15 protein-coding genes and 2 pseudogenes are annotated in these 15,330 nt (G+C 71.4%); 9 read left to right on the forward strand and 8 right to left on the reverse strand.

Annotation, left to right across the window (positions count from 1 at the left end; translation table 11 throughout):
- Positions 1–67: 67 nt before the first annotated feature.
- On the reverse strand, positions 68–1,486 hold the full coding sequence (locus ABTY04_RS31110) for an MBL fold metallo-hydrolase RNA specificity domain-containing protein (RefSeq protein WP_352216764.1): 1,419 nt from the start codon (positions 1,484–1,486) through the stop codon (positions 68–70).
- A gap of 153 nt (positions 1,487–1,639) precedes the next feature.
- On the opposite strand from ABTY04_RS31110, the pseudogene ABTY04_RS31115 reads away from it, so the two are divergent.
- The 3 genes and pseudogenes from ABTY04_RS31115 to ABTY04_RS31125 form a co-directional block, all read left to right on the forward strand.
- Positions 1,640–1,777 (forward strand): annotated as a pseudogene (locus ABTY04_RS31115) (hypothetical protein); the annotation flags it as partial.
- Positions 1,778–1,813: 36 nt separating this feature from the next.
- A complete protein-coding gene (locus ABTY04_RS31120) occupies positions 1,814–2,020 on the forward strand; it encodes a hypothetical protein (protein ID WP_502996752.1) in 207 nt (68 codons plus the stop codon).
- A gap of 42 nt (positions 2,021–2,062) precedes the next feature.
- The gene (locus ABTY04_RS31125; protein ID WP_352216765.1) at positions 2,063–2,563 is read left to right on the forward strand and encodes a flavodoxin domain-containing protein; all 501 of its coding nucleotides are present in this window, start codon (positions 2,063–2,065) and stop codon (positions 2,561–2,563) included.
- 360 nt (positions 2,564–2,923) lie between these two features.
- Here the strand turns inward: ABTY04_RS31125 and ABTY04_RS31130 are convergent, their stop codons facing one another.
- From ABTY04_RS31130 to ABTY04_RS31155, 6 genes are all read right to left on the reverse strand, one after another.
- Positions 2,924–3,175: a hypothetical protein gene (locus ABTY04_RS31130; protein ID WP_352216766.1), complete on the reverse strand. Its 252-nt coding sequence runs from the start codon at positions 3,173–3,175 to the stop codon at positions 2,924–2,926.
- A 154-nt stretch (positions 3,176–3,329) separates the two neighbouring features.
- On the reverse strand, positions 3,330–4,208 hold the full coding sequence (locus tag ABTY04_RS31135) for a universal stress protein (protein ID WP_352216767.1): 879 nt from the start codon (positions 4,206–4,208) through the stop codon (positions 3,330–3,332).
- A 101-nt stretch (positions 4,209–4,309) separates the two neighbouring features.
- The gene (locus ABTY04_RS31140; protein ID WP_352216768.1) at positions 4,310–4,909 is read right to left on the reverse strand and encodes a CBS domain-containing protein; all 600 of its coding nucleotides are present in this window, start codon (positions 4,907–4,909) and stop codon (positions 4,310–4,312) included.
- Positions 4,910–4,921: 12 nt separating this feature from the next.
- The gene (locus ABTY04_RS31145; protein ID WP_352216769.1) at positions 4,922–5,524 is read right to left on the reverse strand and encodes a CBS domain-containing protein; all 603 of its coding nucleotides are present in this window, start codon (positions 5,522–5,524) and stop codon (positions 4,922–4,924) included.
- A gap of 41 nt (positions 5,525–5,565) precedes the next feature.
- Positions 5,566–6,435, reverse strand: coding sequence for a universal stress protein (locus tag ABTY04_RS31150; RefSeq protein ID WP_352216770.1), 870 nt, complete (start codon positions 6,433–6,435; stop codon positions 5,566–5,568).
- A 32-nt stretch (positions 6,436–6,467) separates the two neighbouring features.
- A complete protein-coding gene (locus ABTY04_RS31155) occupies positions 6,468–7,133 on the reverse strand; it encodes a CBS domain-containing protein (RefSeq protein WP_352216771.1) in 666 nt (221 codons plus the stop codon).
- 265 nt (positions 7,134–7,398) lie between these two features.
- On the opposite strand from ABTY04_RS31155, the gene ABTY04_RS31160 reads away from it, so the two are divergent.
- The 4 genes from ABTY04_RS31160 (at position 7,399) to ABTY04_RS31175 (ending at position 13,838) form a co-directional block, all read left to right on the forward strand.
- Positions 7,399–8,307 carry a universal stress protein gene (locus ABTY04_RS31160; protein ID WP_352216772.1) on the forward strand — a complete coding sequence of 303 codons (909 nt, stop codon included), beginning with the start codon at positions 7,399–7,401 and terminating at the stop codon, positions 8,305–8,307.
- Positions 8,304–9,167 (forward strand): universal stress protein, encoded by an 864-nt coding sequence (locus ABTY04_RS31165; RefSeq protein WP_352216773.1) that lies wholly within the window; start codon positions 8,304–8,306, stop codon positions 9,165–9,167. The genes ABTY04_RS31160 and ABTY04_RS31165 overlap by 4 nt, the downstream gene beginning before the upstream one ends.
- Before the next feature lie 7 nt (positions 9,168–9,174).
- Positions 9,175–12,024, forward strand: a complete 2,850-nt coding sequence (locus tag ABTY04_RS31170; RefSeq protein ID WP_352216774.1) for an HAD-IC family P-type ATPase — start codon at positions 9,175–9,177, stop codon at positions 12,022–12,024.
- A gap of 86 nt (positions 12,025–12,110) precedes the next feature.
- Positions 12,111–13,838: a sensor histidine kinase gene (locus tag ABTY04_RS31175; RefSeq protein WP_352216775.1), complete on the forward strand. Its 1,728-nt coding sequence runs from the start codon at positions 12,111–12,113 to the stop codon at positions 13,836–13,838.
- 53 nt (positions 13,839–13,891) lie between these two features.
- Here ABTY04_RS31175 and ABTY04_RS31180 read toward each other — a convergent pair.
- Positions 13,892–14,280, reverse strand: a pseudogene (locus tag ABTY04_RS31180) (Crp/Fnr family transcriptional regulator).
- Positions 14,281–14,564: 284 nt separating this feature from the next.
- On the opposite strand from ABTY04_RS31180, the gene ABTY04_RS31185 reads away from it, so the two are divergent.
- Together ABTY04_RS31185 and ABTY04_RS31190 are read left to right on the forward strand one after the other, a co-directional pair.
- A complete protein-coding gene (locus tag ABTY04_RS31185) occupies positions 14,565–14,804 on the forward strand; it encodes an SHOCT domain-containing protein (protein ID WP_352216776.1) in 240 nt (79 codons plus the stop codon).
- A 57-nt stretch (positions 14,805–14,861) separates the two neighbouring features.
- On the forward strand, positions 14,862–15,317 hold the full coding sequence (locus ABTY04_RS31190) for a pyridoxamine 5'-phosphate oxidase family protein (RefSeq protein WP_352216777.1): 456 nt from the start codon (positions 14,862–14,864) through the stop codon (positions 15,315–15,317).
- Positions 15,318–15,330 lie beyond the last annotated feature (13 nt).

A 15,330-nucleotide genomic window follows, 5' to 3' on the forward strand; every position in this document is an offset into this window, starting at 1 on the left:
CGTGCGCCGGGTGCTGCAGGGGCCGGGAGGGCCGCGCGGTGCAGACCACCGGACCGTCCGGCCCAGGTCAGCGGACCAGGACGGCCTCGCCCGGCTTGGGTACGACGGCCGTCCAGCCCAGCTCGTGGTCGATGCGGTCCCGCAGGGTTTCGGAGGCGGTCTCCTCGCCGTGGACGAGGTAGGTGGTGTGTGGGGCCGGTGCGGTGCGCAGCCAGTCGATGATCTGGCCGGCGTCGGCGTGGGCGGAGAAGTGCGGTACGTCGGCGACCTCGGCGCGTACGGGGACGTACTCGCCGAACATCTTCAGTACCCGTGCGCCGTCCACCAGGTCCCGGGAGCGGGTGCCGGCGGCGGCGAAGCCGACGATGACGACGGCGTTGCGGGGGTCGGGCAGGATGCGGTGGAGGTGGTGCAGGACGCGGCCGCCGGTGGCCATACCGGCCGAGGATACGATGATCGCCGGTCCGGTGGTGCTGTTGATGTCGATCGATTCCTGGACGGTACGTGCGGCAAGGAACGGCTCCGGGCTGATCGCGGTCTCGCCGGCGGCGACGATCTCGGGGCGCAGTTCGGGGGCATGGGACCGGACCGCGTCACGGTAGACGTCGAGGGCTGCCAGGGCCATGGGGCTGTCGACGTAGACGGGCACGTGGCGGGGCAGGGTGCCGTCGGCGCGCAAGGCGGCGAGTTCGTGCAGGACGACCTCGGTGCGGTCGATGGCGAAGGCCGGGATGACGACCGTGCCGCCGCGGGAGAGCGCGCGGGTGATGACGGACGCGAACTCTCGTTTGGCGGACTCGTGGTCGTGGCGCCGGTTGCCGTAGGTGGACTCCATGAGCAGGACGTCGGCACCCGAGAAGGGTTCGGGCGGCAGGAGGAGTGGGTGGCCGGGGCGGCCGAGGTCGCCGCTGACGGCGAGCGTGTGGCCGTCCTCCAGGGTCAGGTGCACCCAGGCGGAGCCGAGTATGTGCCCGCCGTGGTGGAGGGTGAGCTTCGTCCCGGCCATGATCTCGACCTCGCTGCCGACGGGGACCGGGTCGAAGAACTTCACGGTGTGGTCGACGTCGGCATCGTCGTAGAGCGGCTTGGCGGGCCGGTGCTTGGACCAGCCGTGCCGGTTGGCGTGCTCGGCGGCTTCCATCTGCAGCTTCGCGCTGTCGCGGAGCACGATCTCGGCGAGGCGGGCCGTGGGTGCGCTGGTCAGGATCGGACCTCGGAAGCCGTGCCGGACCAGGCGCGGCAGATATCCGCAGTGGTCCAGATGCGCGTGGGTGACGACGACGGCGTGGATGTCCCGGGCGTCGCAGGGCAGCTTGTCCCAGTTGCGGCGGCGCAGGTCCGCGACACCCTGGAAGAGCCCGCAGTCGACGAGGATCCGGGCGTGGTCGCTCTCGGCCAAGAATTTGCTGCCCGTGACCGTCCTGATACCACCGAGGAACCTCAGCAGGGCCGGGCGGGAAGATGGAGACAGGGCCGACTGAGACATGGCAGCGGCTCTCCTTTCGGGGACGGGTGCCGGCTTCCACCGTGGCATCCGCCATGATGCGCCGACGAGACCCGACCGGTCCCCTCGGCAGGGGCCGACCGGCCCAAGCGCTGTGGAGGGGCGGGGCGCAGCCTGACTGTGACCCCATACCGCGGAGACGAGGAGACGCAGAGGCTGCACCTCAACCCCCGCTCCGGCCGTTGGCTTCCCGACCACTCCCACCTCCAGCGCCACGTCGGGTCGGCCATCGCCTGGAATCTCTGGCAGTACGGTCTCGCCACCGGCGACACCTCCTCGTGCCGCGGGCCCAGGGCCGTCGGACGTCCCGTGGGGCTGTGCGGGCAGCGTTCCAGCGACGCCCCCGCCTTCGCCGCCTTCCTCGTAGGCATCGAGATCGACTCGGTCTCCGTCGCCCCGGACAGCTTCCCGGCCGGCAAGCAGCATGTGGCAGCAGGCGAGGAGCGGCGCTACGGCGGGGACCGAATGGTCCCTGCCGGGATCCGTCCGGCCCATGCGGAACCTCCGTCCGCGTGACAGTGTCATCAGCCCCACGAGGATGAGACAAGGAGTCCCGCCATGACCACCAAGAAGGTCCTGGTCGCCTACGGGACCAAGCACGGAGCCACCGCCGGTATCGCCGAGCAGATCGGCAAGGCCCTCCGCGAGGACGGCCTCGACGCCGTCGTCCTGCCCGCCGGCCGCGTCGATGACGTCTGCGGCTACGACGCCGTGGTGCTCGGTGGTGCCCTGTACGCCGGCCACTGGAGCGGCAAGGCCGCGCGGTGCGCCGAACGCAACGCCGAGTCGCTCCGGCATCGCCCGGTCTGGCTGTTCAGCAGTGGCCCCCTCGACCGTTCCGCCGAGGAACGCGACATCCCCCCGGTGCCCGCCGTCGCCCGCCGGATGCGGCTCATCGGCGCGCGAGAGCACAAGACGTTCGGCGGCAGTGTCACGGCCCGCACTCCTGGACTTCTCGCGCGCTCGATGCTCCGCCAGGGCAAGGGCGGTGACTTCCGTGCTCCCGAGCGCATCCAGTCCTGGGCGCACCACATCAGCGCCGAGCTCTCCGCCGCCTGAACCGGGTGGCCGGGCCGGCATGCACGCAGCGCGGAGGCACATCATGGACGACCGGACGAAGGGACAGGGGAGCAACCCGCTTCGGCGGAAGGCCGACCGCATCCGTACCCGTCTGCATGCCGCCTTCGCCGTGGCCTGCCTCATCGCCGTGTTCTGCGGTGTTGCCTTCGGACGGTCCGCCTGGACCGACGGCAGCCGAGTCGGTCGCCCGCCATCGGCACGACGTCCAAGCCGTCACGGTCGGCAGGGCCGCCTACCGGGCTGGTGACGGGCCGAGCGGGACGCGCGTCACCGTTGCCCCCGCCACGTGGCGCTATCCCGTTGAGAGCGTGCACACGGGGCCGGCCCGCCGTGGTCAGCTCACCGTCCAGCAGGAAAGGGGTGGCGGCTGGTGTGCCGACGCTGGACGGCATGGTGCAGCGCGGCGAGTTCGTGTTCCTCACCGGCATGTTCGTCGACGGTCGCCGTGGCCAGTAGCCATGGTTGTGTGTCGTCGGGCGGCAAACGCACTCGAACGCGGTGCCGGTGCCAGGCCGCGGAGACACGTAGGTTGAACAGTGCGGCGGCGCAGCCGAGATGGAGGGCGCGGTGATCCGGATCGGTTCGGGTCATGGCGCGCTCCAGGTCGCCGTGGAGCTCGATACACGAACTTCCAGGGCTGGGCGTTGTGCATGGACGGAGCGCTGATGGCGTCATCGACGATCCCGGTGACGACGGCGTGATCAAGATGTGGTGCGGTCACGGGACCGGTCCTGTCTGTGCGTCCTCAGCCGTGTGCGACGACGGCGACCGGGGAGGTGGCATGGTGCATCACCGCGTGGGTGATGGGGCCGACGTGAGTGCCGAGTGACGAGTGGCGGGTACGTCGGCCCACGACGACGAGGGCCGCACCGGATGCCGCCTCCAGGATCTGGACGGCCGGCTGGCCGATGACGGCGCGTGCGTCGACTGTGAGTCGGGGGTACTTCAGCTGCCAGGGACTCAGCAGTTCCCGGAGTGTGGCCTCCATCCCGCTGGCGATCTCCCCCTCGACGCCCGGATCGAGGGCGGGAGCGTAGGAGAACATGGGCGGTGGTGACCAGCCGTGGATGACGACGAGCGGGCAGGACCGCCGGTGGGCTTCCTCGCAGGCGAAGGCGAACAGCCGGTCGCAATTGCTGCGGAGGTCCACTGCGAGGACCACCGGTCCGCCTTCCCCCTCGTGCCCGGCTGTACTGCCAGGATCTGCGACCGCGCGGACGAGGACGACGGGCGTCTCCGTCCGGGGAATGGTGTCGGCGCTGGTGGAACCGACGAAGAACCCGGCGACCGCGCCGAGCCGGCGTGAGCCGAGCACGAGGAGGTCCGCGTCCGCTGCGGCTGCCGCCAGGGCGTCGGACACTGCGCGCCCGTCGACACGGCGGGTGTGGATGGCCAGGGCGGGGTGTGCACCTGCCAGTCGTTGCCGGGTGCCGACGAGGAGGTTGTCGGTCCAGCGTCTACGGGCTTCGGGAAGCGGTACGGCGAAGGGGGCGTACTCCGGCCAGTCCTCTGCATGGAGGAGATCGAGTTCGGCGCCGCGCAGTTCGGCTTCCCCGGCCGCCCAGTCGGCGGTGGTGATGTCTGCGCCCGATCCGTCCAGGCCTACGGTGACCTTGTTCGGCATGCTCTTCCTCCTCGGATGGGATACGGCTGCTTCCAGGTTCTGCTGCTTGCCGGGCGCCCCGGTAGGCCCGGCCGGTCCTACCGGGGACCGTTCGGCGCCTGTCAGCGGTCAGCGGTGGCCGGGGCACGGATGAGTCTGTTGTCGACGTCCACGACGCCGTCGACGCTTTGGCAGAGCCGGACGATCACGGGCAGGAGCTCGGGACGGGACACTGTGCCGCTGAGTGTCACCAGCCCGTCGTCCACCGCGACGGTGATCGAGGAGGGAGCGATGCCCAGAGTCCGGGTGAGGACGTCTTCCACGACTTCTTCCTGGATGGCGTGGTCGTGGCGGAGGAACAGCTGGACCAGGTCGCTCCGGCTGAGTACGCCGCTCACTCGTCCGTCCTCGTCGACGACCGGCAGGCGTTTGACTCCGTGCCGCCGCATCACCCGTGCCGCGCGGACCACGCTCCACTCGGGGCGGGCCGTGACGGCGGGGCTCGTCATGAGGTCCTCGGCGGTCGGTGAACCTCCGGCGGTGTGGCGGCGAAGGAGGTCGGCCTCGGACACGACGCCGACGGGGCGCCCGGTCTCGTCGACGACGGGCATGGCGGTGATGTCGAACTCCTGCAAGAGCCGGGCGATCTCCTTGAACGCCGTGCCGGGGCGGACCGTGATGGCAGTCGGTGTCATCAGTTCTGCGACGCTGCGGTGCCTCATGGGGGCCTTCCCTCAGGCAGCTACGGGGACCGTGAAGTCGGCTTTGACGTCGACGACTCCCGGTACGGTGCCGGCGGCGCGTACCACCACGTCTTCCAGCTTGGGATCCGTCAGGGAGCCGTACAGGTAGGCGACGCCGCTCGCGACGTGGACGTGGATCTCGGCCGAGCCGCGTGGGACGAGCTGGTACATGATCAGTTCACGGATCTCGGCCCCGATGTCGGCGTCTGGCCGGAGGTATACCTTCAGCAGGTCGCCGCGGCTGACGACGCCGATCAGGCGGCCGTCGCCGTCGACCACGGGCAGGCGCTTGAGGTGGCGGCGTGCCATCAGACGTGCCGCGGCCGGGATCGTGGCGTCCTTCGTGACCGTCACGGCCGGACGCGTCATCAGCCGCTCCGCGGTCGTCGCGCGGTCAGGATCGGTACCCCTGCTGTTGAGCAGCAGGTCGGCTTCCGAGACGACACCGGTCACCCGTCCGTCGACGGCCAGCACGGGGAGGGTGATGACGTTCCATATCCGCATCGTTTCCACGATGTCCTTGAACGCGGTGTCGTGATCGACGGAAATCACGGCGTGGGTCATGACGTCGTCGACGGTGCGCAGGTGTTTCATGGCTTTTCCTCTGCGATCGGTCCGCGGAAGGTCTGGGCTCCTCAGGCGTGGGCGATGATGGCCACGGGTGCTGCCGCGTGGTGCAGTACCGCGTGGGCGACGGGCCCGAGGTGTACGCCGAGCGGCGAGCGGCGGAGGTGGCGGCCGACCACGACCAGTCCCGCTCCTCGGGAGGCCTGGACGAGATGCTCACCTGCGGCTCCCATGAACACGCTGGTGGTGACCCGCACGTTCGGAAACTTGTGCCGCCAGGGCAGCAGCATGTCGTCGACCATGTGTGTGACGCTCCGTCCTACGTCCCGCTCGTTGTCCGGGTCGAAGAAGGGGACGTACGCGTAGGCGGGCGGCATCTTCCATCCGTGTACGGCTCGCAGCGGGCAGCCGCGTCGTTCCGCCTCTTCGAAGGCGAAAGCGAGCATCCGGTCGCCGGCCTCGTGGATGTCGACGCCGACGACCACTTCGGCGGCCGTACCGGTGCCGGGGCCGTCCGGATCGTTCGCGACGCGGACGAGGACGACCGGGGTATTGGTGGCGACCACGGTGGACAGCGCCACCGAGCCGATGAGGAAGCCGACCAGGCCGCCCAGGCCGCGCGAGCCCAGGACCAGCAGCGCGGCGTCGGCGGCCTCGGCCGCGAGGTCGGCCGCCGGTCGGCCCTTCGGGCAGCGGGTCGTGATCTCCAGGCGCGGATGACGCCCGTGCAGCTCCTGCGCCGTTTCGGTCAGGGCCTGGTCCGCCCACCGGTCCACGTCCTGTTTGCCCAGGCCGGGGAGGATCGGGTCCAGGGGCCAGTCGACGGCGTGGACGAGCCGCAGGGGTACCTGCCGCAGGACGGCCTCCTGCGCTGCCCAACGGGCGGCCGCCCGGCTCTCGGCGGAGCCGTCAACCCCGACCGCTACATGGTTCTTCACGATGACCAGCTCCTTCCTGCGGTGGCCCGGCGTCACCACGGCATCGCGTGACGAGCGGGCCCGGCCTGGGTGATCGCCGTGTCGTCGGTACGGGCGGTGACGTGCGAGGCGACGGCCACGACTCCGTCGACCCGTTCGACGAGGGCACGGAGGAAGCGCAGCTGGCTCTCGCGTTGCACGATGCCCTCCAGGGTGACGATGCCGTCCACGACGTGCACCTTGACGTCGCCCACCGGCACCCCCACGACGTCCCTGAGGGCGTCCTGCACGCGTCGGCGAATCTCCGCATCAGGGCGCACGAACATGCGCAGGAGGTCACGGCGGGTGACGATGCCGACGAGCCGGTCCTCCACGTCCACTACAGGCAGGCGCTCGATGCCACGGCGGGTCATCAGCCGGGCGGCGTCAGCTGCGGTCTCCTCTGCGCGGACGGTGATGGCGGGCGTGGACATGATGGCACTCGCTGCGGGAGGCGGCGTCGGCGTGCCGGTCTGCGGGCCGGGGTGGGGGAGTGGTGCCGCACAGGCCAGCAGATCGGTTTGGGAGACGACACCCACGACGCGGTCCTCGTCGTCCAGGACGGGTACTCCGGAGACGTCGTGCTGGGCGAGGAGCTTCGCGACGTCCTTGAACGGGGTGTCGGGAGTCACCGAGACAACCTCGTCGGTCATCAGGTCGGCAACCTTGATGTGCTGCATGAGGCCCTCCTGCGGTTCCGGTTCGTGGGAGGCCGAAGTCCTGCGTCCAGGTGCCCTTCACCCTCCGCCGGAAGGGAGGGGGAATCGAGGGCCGAACGGTCCCGTCCCGGGGCCGGAAGGGCCACCCGGCTGCGGCGGAACGGGCCGGGCCGTCGCGATGGGGACCTTTGGTCCCGGGAGCGGTCCCCGTGCGGCCCTCTTCCCGCCGCACCGCTGGTGTCAGCGTGGGTGGTGTCCCCCATCGGCTTCTCGGTTGGGAGTGACCGTGGAAAGCACCATCCGCACCCCGGACACCAGCTCGGTCATCGTCGGTGTGGACGGCTCGGAGTCGGCACGCCATGCTGCCCTGTGGGCCGCTGGGGAGGCCGTACGCCGCAGCCGTCCCCTGCACATCGTCTACGGTGCCAACACGGACGGCAGGGCCCTGTACCTGTCGGTGGAGACCATCGAAAGGGTCCGTGCCGCCGGCCGTGAACTCCTGGACGAAACGGCGAGGGCAGTGGCCGCGGAGTATCCCGGCCTGCACGTGACCACGGAATTCAGCCGCGCGGACGCCGTCACGAGCCTGCACCGGGCCGGTGGCCTGCGCGGCACCATCGTGGTCGGCAGCCGAGGCCTCGGCGGCTTCGACTCGCTCATGCTGGGCTCCGTGGGCCTCGACACGGCAGCCGGCGCGAGGACCCCGGTCATCGTCGTCCGCGGCGCCGACGGGACGGAGGAGCGGGGCACCGTCCTCGCCGCCGTCCGAGACGAGCACGACCTCGTGTGTGCCCGGTACGCCGCGAGGGAGGCTGAGCTGCGCAAGGCGTCGCTGCGGCTGCTGCACGTGTGGAACATCCTCCAGTCCGTCGGCAACGTCGTGACCATGCTCGACGACGCCGATGCGATCGCCGGCGAGCATTCCGCAGTCCTGGAGGCCGTCACGGACGTGGTCCACGAGGAGTTCCCCGAGCAGACCGTCGAGGGCAACGCGGAGAAGAGCGTCTCCGTGGCCGGAGTGCTTGTCGAGGCGTCCCGGCACGCCGACCTGCTCGTCATGGGTGGGCGCAGGGCACCCACCCCGCTGGGATTCGGCCGTAGCCTGGGCCGCGCCACCCACAGCGTGCTGCACCACGCCCACTGCCCGGTGCTCCTCATCCCCCGTGCGGGAACCGACTTCGGGAGCCGGGCATGACCGGCCAGGGGCAAGGCGCCCGTGACATCCTCATCGGCATCGACCCCGAACGGGAATGGCACCTTCCCCTGGCCTGGGCCGCCGACGAAGCCCACCTGCGGCACCTCCCGGTGCGCCTGGTGCTCGCCGTGCCGCCCCAGCACGACACCCATCACGTCGACGACACCCCACGGCAGACGGCCCTGCGGCGGGCAGGCACCGACAGGCTCGAACAGGCCCGCGACTGGGTCCGCGAACGGCATCCGGAGCTGGGCATGACCACCGATCTGCGGGGAGGCTTCCCCGCCGCGGTCATCGCCGGATCGGCAGGGCACGCACGCATGGTCGTGCTCGGCTCCCGCCACCTCGGCCGTGTCGCGGAAGTGCTCAGCGCCGGATCGCTCGTGGTGCCCGTGACCGCGCAGGCCCCGTGCCCGGTCGTCGTCGTGGGCGACGCTCCGCACACCACCCAGCAGCCGCCGTACATCGTCGCGGGAATCGACGGCAGCGCCGCCTCGACCACGGCGCTCCAGTTCGCCTTCGACGCGGCCGATCTGCGCGGCGCCGAGGTCCGGGCCATCTCCGTGTGGCAGCCGCCGGTCTTCCTGCTCCACGACGAGGAGGTCGCCCTGCAGGCCCACAGGGCCCTGCTGGCGGAGTGCACCGCGGGACTGTCCGAGAAGTATCCGGACGTGCGCCTCACCCACGAGGTGCCGATCGGCCACCCGGTGGAGGAACTGGCCGAGGCGGCCGAGCATGCCCTGGCTGTCGTCGTGGGCCGACGCGGCCGGGGCGGATACACCGGCATGCGCCTGGGATCGACCGTGCACGGCCTGCTGCACCGCGCCCACTGCCCGGTGATCACCGTCCCGGAGCGATGAGGCTGCCATGACCAGCCGCACCACCGACGAAGCGCCCGTACGGGCCCCGAATCCCGCTGGCCTGGCACAGGCCGAGGCCGAACGCCGGCTGGTCCGCTACGGCCGCAACGAGGTGGCGCCGCCCCCGCCGACGCCCCTGTACCAGCGGGTGCTCGCCCAGCTCCGGGACCCGCTGATCATGGTACTTCTCGGGGCCGCCCTCCTCACCATCGCGATCGGCGACCACCCGGACGCCGTCGTGATCGGGCTGGTGATCGTCGTCAACACCACCGTGGGGGTCGCCCAGGAGGTACGGGCCGACCGTGCGGTCGCAGCGCTCTCCGCCCTCTCGGCCCCCCACGCCCGGGTGCTGCGCGACGGCACCGCGCACGAGGTGGCCGCGGCGCTCGTGGTCCCGGGGGACACCCTGCTGCTGGGCGAGGGCGACATCGTCGCCACGGACGCGGATCTCGCTGAGGCGTCCGCACTCCTGATGGACGAATCCATGCTCACCGGCGAGTCGGAACCGGTCGGCAAGGCCGCAGGGGAGACCGTGTCCGCCGGCACCACCGTCGTACGCGGACGCGGCACCGCCACCGCCACCGCCACTGGGTCGGCGAGTGCCCTCGGGCGCATCGCCGTGCTGCTCGACGGCGGTCACGAACCGACGCCGCTCCAGCGCCATCTCGCCTCCCTCGGCCGCGTTCTCGCCGTCGTCACCATCGCCCTGTGCGTGCTGTTCTTCGCCTGGGGCCTGTTCCGGGGGCTGGCACCCGGCACCATGGCCGTCACGGCCATCAGTCTGGCCGTCGCCGCGGTCCCCGAGTCGCTGCCCGCGGTGGTCACGCTGGCCCTCGCCCTCGGGGCCCGCAGGATGGCGGCGCGGGGTGCGCTCGTCCGCCGGCTGCCCGCCGTCGAGACCCTCGGCTCGGTGAGCGTCCTGGCCACGGACAAGACCGGCACCCTCACCGAGGGCCGCATGGTCGTCCAGCGCCTGTGGACGCCCTCCGGCAGCGCCGACGTGTCGGGCAGCGGCTACGAGCCGCACGGCGAGCTGACCCGCGCGGGACGTCCGCTGACGCCTGAGGAGCTCCGCCCGCTGCGGGAGCTGCTCACCACAGCGGCCCTGTGCAACGACGCGGGCCTCAAGCCTCCCGGACCCGGTTCCGACGCCTGGAGCGCCGTGGGCGATCCCATGGAGGCCGCCCTGCTGTCAGCCGCTGTCAAAGCAGGCTGCCCCGGTCCGGCCGAGTTGCACCGGGCATGCCCCCGGATCGCGGAGGCCCCCTTCGACAGCCTCCGCAGGCGGATGACCACGCTGCACCACCTTCCCGACGGGAACGTGCTGGTCTGCCTCAAGGGCGCACCTGAGGCCGTCCTGACGTCCCTCGTTCTCGCCGATCCGCCGGAGCTGTTGTACCGAGCCCGCCAGGAGGCCGCCGCTCTGGCCGCCCAGGGGTTCCGCGTGCTGGCGGTGGCGGGCACGGAACGGCTGGTGTGGGACCGACCCGCCGCGGAGGCCGAGCAGGAACTGCTGCTGCTCGGGCTGGTCGCCATCAGCGACCCGCCGAAAGCCGCCGCGGCCGCGACCCTGGCGTCCTGCCGGGACGCGGGCATCACCGCCGTCCTGATCACCGGAGACCACCCCGCCACGGCACGTGCGATCGCCGAGCGCACCGGCCTCGTCAAGGACGGTAGGGCCGGAGAGGTCCTCACCGGCCCCGAACTGGCCGCCGCACCGGACACTGACCTCACCCGCGTACGGGTCTTCGCCCGCACCGACCCGCAGCAGAAACTGGACATCGTCCACGCCTGGCGGGCCCACGGCGCCGTCACCGCCATGACCGGTGACGGGGTCAACGACGGCCCGGCCCTCCGCCAGGCCGACATCGGCGTCGCCATGGGCGCCCGCGGTACCGAAGTGGCCCGGCAGGCCGCCGACCTCGTCCTCACCGACGACGAGCTCGGCACCGTCGTGACCGCAGTTGAGGAAGGCCGACGCGTCTACGACAACATCCGCCGCTTCCTCGTCTACGCCATGGCCGGCGGAGCCGCCGAGATCCTCGTGATGCTGATCGGCCCGCTGCTGGGCCTGGCCCTGCCGCTGCGCGCGGGCCAGATCCTGTGGATCAACCTTCTCACCCACGGCCTCACGGGCGTGGCCATGGGCGCGGAGCCCGTCGCTCCCGAGGCCATGCACCGCCCGCCCCGTCCGCCCGGCCAGCACATCCTCGCCGCGGGAGTGTGGCAGCGACTCCTCATTCTCGCGTCCGCCGTCACGGCACTCAGCCTGCTCGCCGGTATCGCTGCCCGCGCCGTCGGCCTGCCCTGGCAGAGTGTGCTCTTCCTGGCCTTGCTCTCGGCCCAGCTGGGAGTCGCCCTCGGTCTGCGCGCCCAATTGATCACCAGGAAGAACCTGTTCCTGCCCGCCTCCGTGGCCGGATCCGCCGTCCTGGCGATGGCCGCCCTGCACGTCCCCTTCCTGCAGTCGCTGCTCGACACCGAGCCCGTCGGTTTGACCGGCGTCTGGCTCGCCGTAGCCGCCGCAGTCTCCGCCTTCGCAGCCGCCCGGCTCTTGCGGGGCGCATTCCGTAGAAAGGGCAAGCTGATGAACGCCTATGCACCGGATCCCGGGCCCGGGATCCACGCCGAGGTCGGCGACCAGATAGTCGTCGGCGGCCCCACCGTCGGCCAGCCCGGCAGGGACGGCGAGGTCGTGGCCCTGCACCACGACGACGGCACCCCGCCCTACGACGTGCGCTGGTCCGACACGGGCCGCACGACCGTGTTCTTCCCGGGCCCCGACGCCCATGTCCGGCACCTGCACGAAAGGGCGTCCAGCCCTGCCGGAGGAGGCGGTCACGGGGAACGGGGATAGCCGTCGGCTGACCTGGAAGCTCCCTCCGGCCGGAGCTACGGTGGACCCGTGGTCCTCTCACCGTTGCGGTCGGCCGGAGGTGGGGCATGAGCGCAGGCGACGGGTCCGCCGGGTCGGGCGTGCCGCGGCTGCGGCTGGATGAGCTGCTCGACGAGCTCCAAGTACGGATCGACGAGGTCAGGGGAACTCGTGACCGGCTGAACGGGCTCCTGGAAGCCGTTATGTCCGTCGGCCGGGAGCTGGACCTGCCCCAGGTGCTGCGCGGCATCGTCGAGGCCGCGGTGGTCCTCGTGGACGCCGAGTACGGCGCGCTGGGCGTGATCGGTGACGACAGGAAGCTCGCCCAGTTCCTGCCGGTCGGCATCAGTGCCGAGCTGCGCGCGCAGATCGGTGACCTGCCCTCCGGCCACGGGATCCTCGGCGAGCTGATCCGCCACCCGGAGCCCCTGCGACTGTCTGAGCTGTCGGAGCACGCCGCCTCGTACGGCTTCCCGGCCCACCACCCGCCGATGCACTCCTTCCTGGGCGTACCCATCCGGGTCCGCGAGGACGTCTTCGGCAACCTCTACCTCACCGAGAAGCGCGGCGGCGCCGATTTCGACGCCGAGGACGAGGCGGTCCTGTCCACCCTCGCCGTCGCCGCCGGCATCGCCATCGAGAACGCGCGCTTGTTCGAGGAGGTCCGCCTGCGCGAGCGGTGGCTGGCGGCCAGTGCGGACATCACCAGCGCCCTGCTCTCCGGCCTGCCGCAGGACGAGGTCCTCGAAGGGATGCTGGAGCGGGCCAAGGACATCACCGGCGCCGACATGGGCGTCTTCTACCTCATCGGAACCGGCGGCGAGCTGCGCGGCTCCCTCGCCCTCGGAGAGGCCGCCGAGGCGCACCAGGGGATCGTTTTGCCCAGCACCCGGGGCACCCTCGTCGAGGCCGCCTTGGCCCAAGAAGGCCTGATTACCGTCACCGACATCGAGTCCGACGCCCGTGTCACCGTGCAGCCGGAACGGTGGAAGGGATTCGGCCCTGCCGTCGCCGTCACCGTCGGAACGAAGGAGAAGCTCAGCGGCGTCCTGCTGCTCGCCCGGCGCCACGGCGGGCCCGCGTTCGCCCCCGTGGAGGTCGCCGCACTGCCCGGGTTCGCGGGCCAGGCCGCCCTGGCCCTGGAGCTTGCCGACCGTCGGCGCGACGCCGAGCAGATGAGCCTGCTGGAGGACCACGACCGCATCGCCCGCGACCTGCACGATCTCGCCATCCAGCGCCTCTTCGCCACGGGCATGACCCTCCAGAGCGCCCAGCGCTTCGCAGAGCACCCCGAGGTATCCGAACGGCTCGCCCGCGCGGTCGACGACCTCGACGCCACCATCAAGATCATCCGTTCCACGATCTTCGGCCTGCGTGAGCATGAACCCGGGACCGGCTCGAAGCTGCGCTCCCGGGCCGTCCAGACCCTGGACGAGGCCGCACCCGGCCTCGGCTTCGCCCCCGCACTGCGCATGGAAGGTCTGATCGACACCGACGTGCCGCCAGCCGTTGCCGACGCAGCCCTCGCCGTCCTCGGCGAAGCACTCAGCAACGTCGCCCGACACGCCAAGGCGACGCGCGCGGAGGTCTGCGTCGCCGCGGCCGACGGCGTGCTGACCCTCACCGTGACCGACGACGGGGTCGGCATGCCGGAGGGCGGCCTGCGCAGCGGCCTGCGCAACCTCTCCGAACGGGCCGAGAAGCTCGGAGGGCGGATGGAGATCACTGGGCGGAGCGATGGGACGCGAGGCACCCGCCTGGAGTGGGAAGTTCCCCTCGCCCCGCCGACGCTGTGACTGACGCCCGCCCTGCTTCAGCAGCCGGTGCTCCGGTCAAACGGGCCTCAGCCTCACAGGAAGCTGCCGCTTCCACAGGGGGCGTACAGGTCGAGCAGGCGGAACCTGGTCGCTTGCAGGCGGTGGGCGAGGACCTGGCCGACCCAGTGGCCGAAGGCGGGGTCGGCGTCCATCAGCATCCGTACGCCGCCGCGTCGAACTCGTACGCGCGTACGGGAGTCATCGCCTCGGCGCCGAGGCGCCAGGTGCGCGGCTTGACCAGCCACGAGCAGCCGACCAACTCGCCGGCGCCCAGGCTCTCGACGACCGCCGCGCGTCGGCCGGGCACATGGACGTCCAAAGCCACGGTGCCGGACCGGACGATCCATAACCTGTCGGCGTGGCCGCCCTCACGGAAGAGACGGGTTCCCTCGGCGAAGTTCACCTCTCGGGCCATCTCCATCAGGCGGGTGCGGCAGCCGGCAGTGCCACGGCGATTCGGGTGGGGGCCGGAGTGCTCATGGACTGCCTCCTGTCGTACGTGCGTCTCCGGTCTCGGCCTGCCGTCGGCTTCCCGGCGTGGGCCCTGTGGCCCCCTTCCGGCCCCGAACGGCCCATGCCAGGACCCGTCCCGCCCGGGAACCTTGGAAATCGGACGGCCTGTTCGCAGCCGCCGACCCCGTCGAACCTGGCAGGTGCGAGATGTACTGGAACGGCCACGGCATGGGCGGTTGGGGATGGTTCGCCATGTCACTCACCACGCTCCTCGTCTGGGCTCTGATCGTCGCAGCGGCCGTTCTCGTGGCCGGCGCCTACAAGCGGGAGGGCGCGGACCGGCGGGCACCTTCCGCCCCGGAAGCCGGACTCGGCAACGGGGCCGAGGGACTCCTCGCGGAGCGGTTCGCGAGAGGAGAGATCGACGACGAGGAGTACGCGCGGCGGCTCGCGGTGCTGCGTAGCCATACCCCGAAACTGCCGCTCCCCTGAAATGACCTCTTGAGGGCGAGGCCCGACGACCCGAAGCCGGATCGAGGGGTGCCGACGATGAAGAGCCGATCACCCGACAGTGTCAGTGAGTCCGCAGCCGCGGTCCCGGTCCGGGAGGTGGAGGAACTGACTGCGGCAGAAGCGCTGGAGCTGCTCGGCAGCGTGGGGCTGGGGCACATCGTATTCACACAGCACGCCCTGCCCGCGGTACGCCCGGTCAACCATTTGGTCGAGGGCGGCGACATCATCGTCCGGCCCCACGAAGGGGCGACGCTGGCAGCCCTGATGGGAGCGGAGGAAGGCACCGGCGTGGTCGTCGCGTACGAAGCCGGCACCATCGACCCCGAGACCCATCTCGGGTGGAGCGTGGTGGCCACCCGCTACGTCACCGCCGTTACCGACCCCCGCGAGCTGGAACGCTACGCGCACCTCCTCCAGCAGTGGGTCGGAGGCACGTTCCCCGGCGCCGTCCGCATCATGCCGGCCCTGGTCACCGGGTTTCGGCTGCGGTGAGGGGTTGTCGCAC

It is taken from the genome of Streptomyces sp. NPDC097981 (assembly GCF_040302565.1).
Lineage (GTDB): Bacteria > Actinomycetota > Actinomycetes > Streptomycetales > Streptomycetaceae > Streptomyces.

Excerpts from the sequence above, each read along its gene's own strand:
- ABTY04_RS31110 (WP_352216764.1), bottom strand. The coding sequence starts at position 1,486 with ATGTCTCAGTCGGCCCTGTCTCCATCTTCCCGCCCGGCCCTGCTGAGG.
- ABTY04_RS31125 (WP_352216765.1), top strand. The coding sequence starts at position 2,063 with ATGACCACCAAGAAGGTCCTGGTCGCCTACGGGACCAAGCACGGAGCC.
- ABTY04_RS31130 (WP_352216766.1), bottom strand. The coding sequence starts at position 3,175 with ATGACCCGAACCGATCCGGATCACCGCGCCCTCCATCTCGGCTGCGCC.
- ABTY04_RS31135 (WP_352216767.1), bottom strand. The coding sequence starts at position 4,208 with ATGCCGAACAAGGTCACCGTAGGCCTGGACGGATCGGGCGCAGACATC.
- ABTY04_RS31140 (WP_352216768.1), bottom strand. The coding sequence starts at position 4,909 with ATGAGGCACCGCAGCGTCGCAGAACTGATGACACCGACTGCCATCACG.
- ABTY04_RS31145 (WP_352216769.1), bottom strand. The coding sequence starts at position 5,524 with ATGAAACACCTGCGCACCGTCGACGACGTCATGACCCACGCCGTGATT.
- ABTY04_RS31155 (WP_352216771.1), bottom strand. The coding sequence starts at position 7,133 with ATGCAGCACATCAAGGTTGCCGACCTGATGACCGACGAGGTTGTCTCG.
- ABTY04_RS31165 (WP_352216773.1), top strand. The coding sequence starts at position 8,304 with ATGACCGGCCAGGGGCAAGGCGCCCGTGACATCCTCATCGGCATCGAC.
- ABTY04_RS31170 (WP_352216774.1), top strand. The coding sequence starts at position 9,175 with ATGACCAGCCGCACCACCGACGAAGCGCCCGTACGGGCCCCGAATCCC.
- ABTY04_RS31175 (WP_352216775.1), top strand. The coding sequence starts at position 12,111 with ATGAGCGCAGGCGACGGGTCCGCCGGGTCGGGCGTGCCGCGGCTGCGG.
- ABTY04_RS31185 (WP_352216776.1), top strand. The coding sequence starts at position 14,565 with ATGTCACTCACCACGCTCCTCGTCTGGGCTCTGATCGTCGCAGCGGCC.
- ABTY04_RS31190 (WP_352216777.1), top strand. The coding sequence starts at position 14,862 with ATGAAGAGCCGATCACCCGACAGTGTCAGTGAGTCCGCAGCCGCGGTC.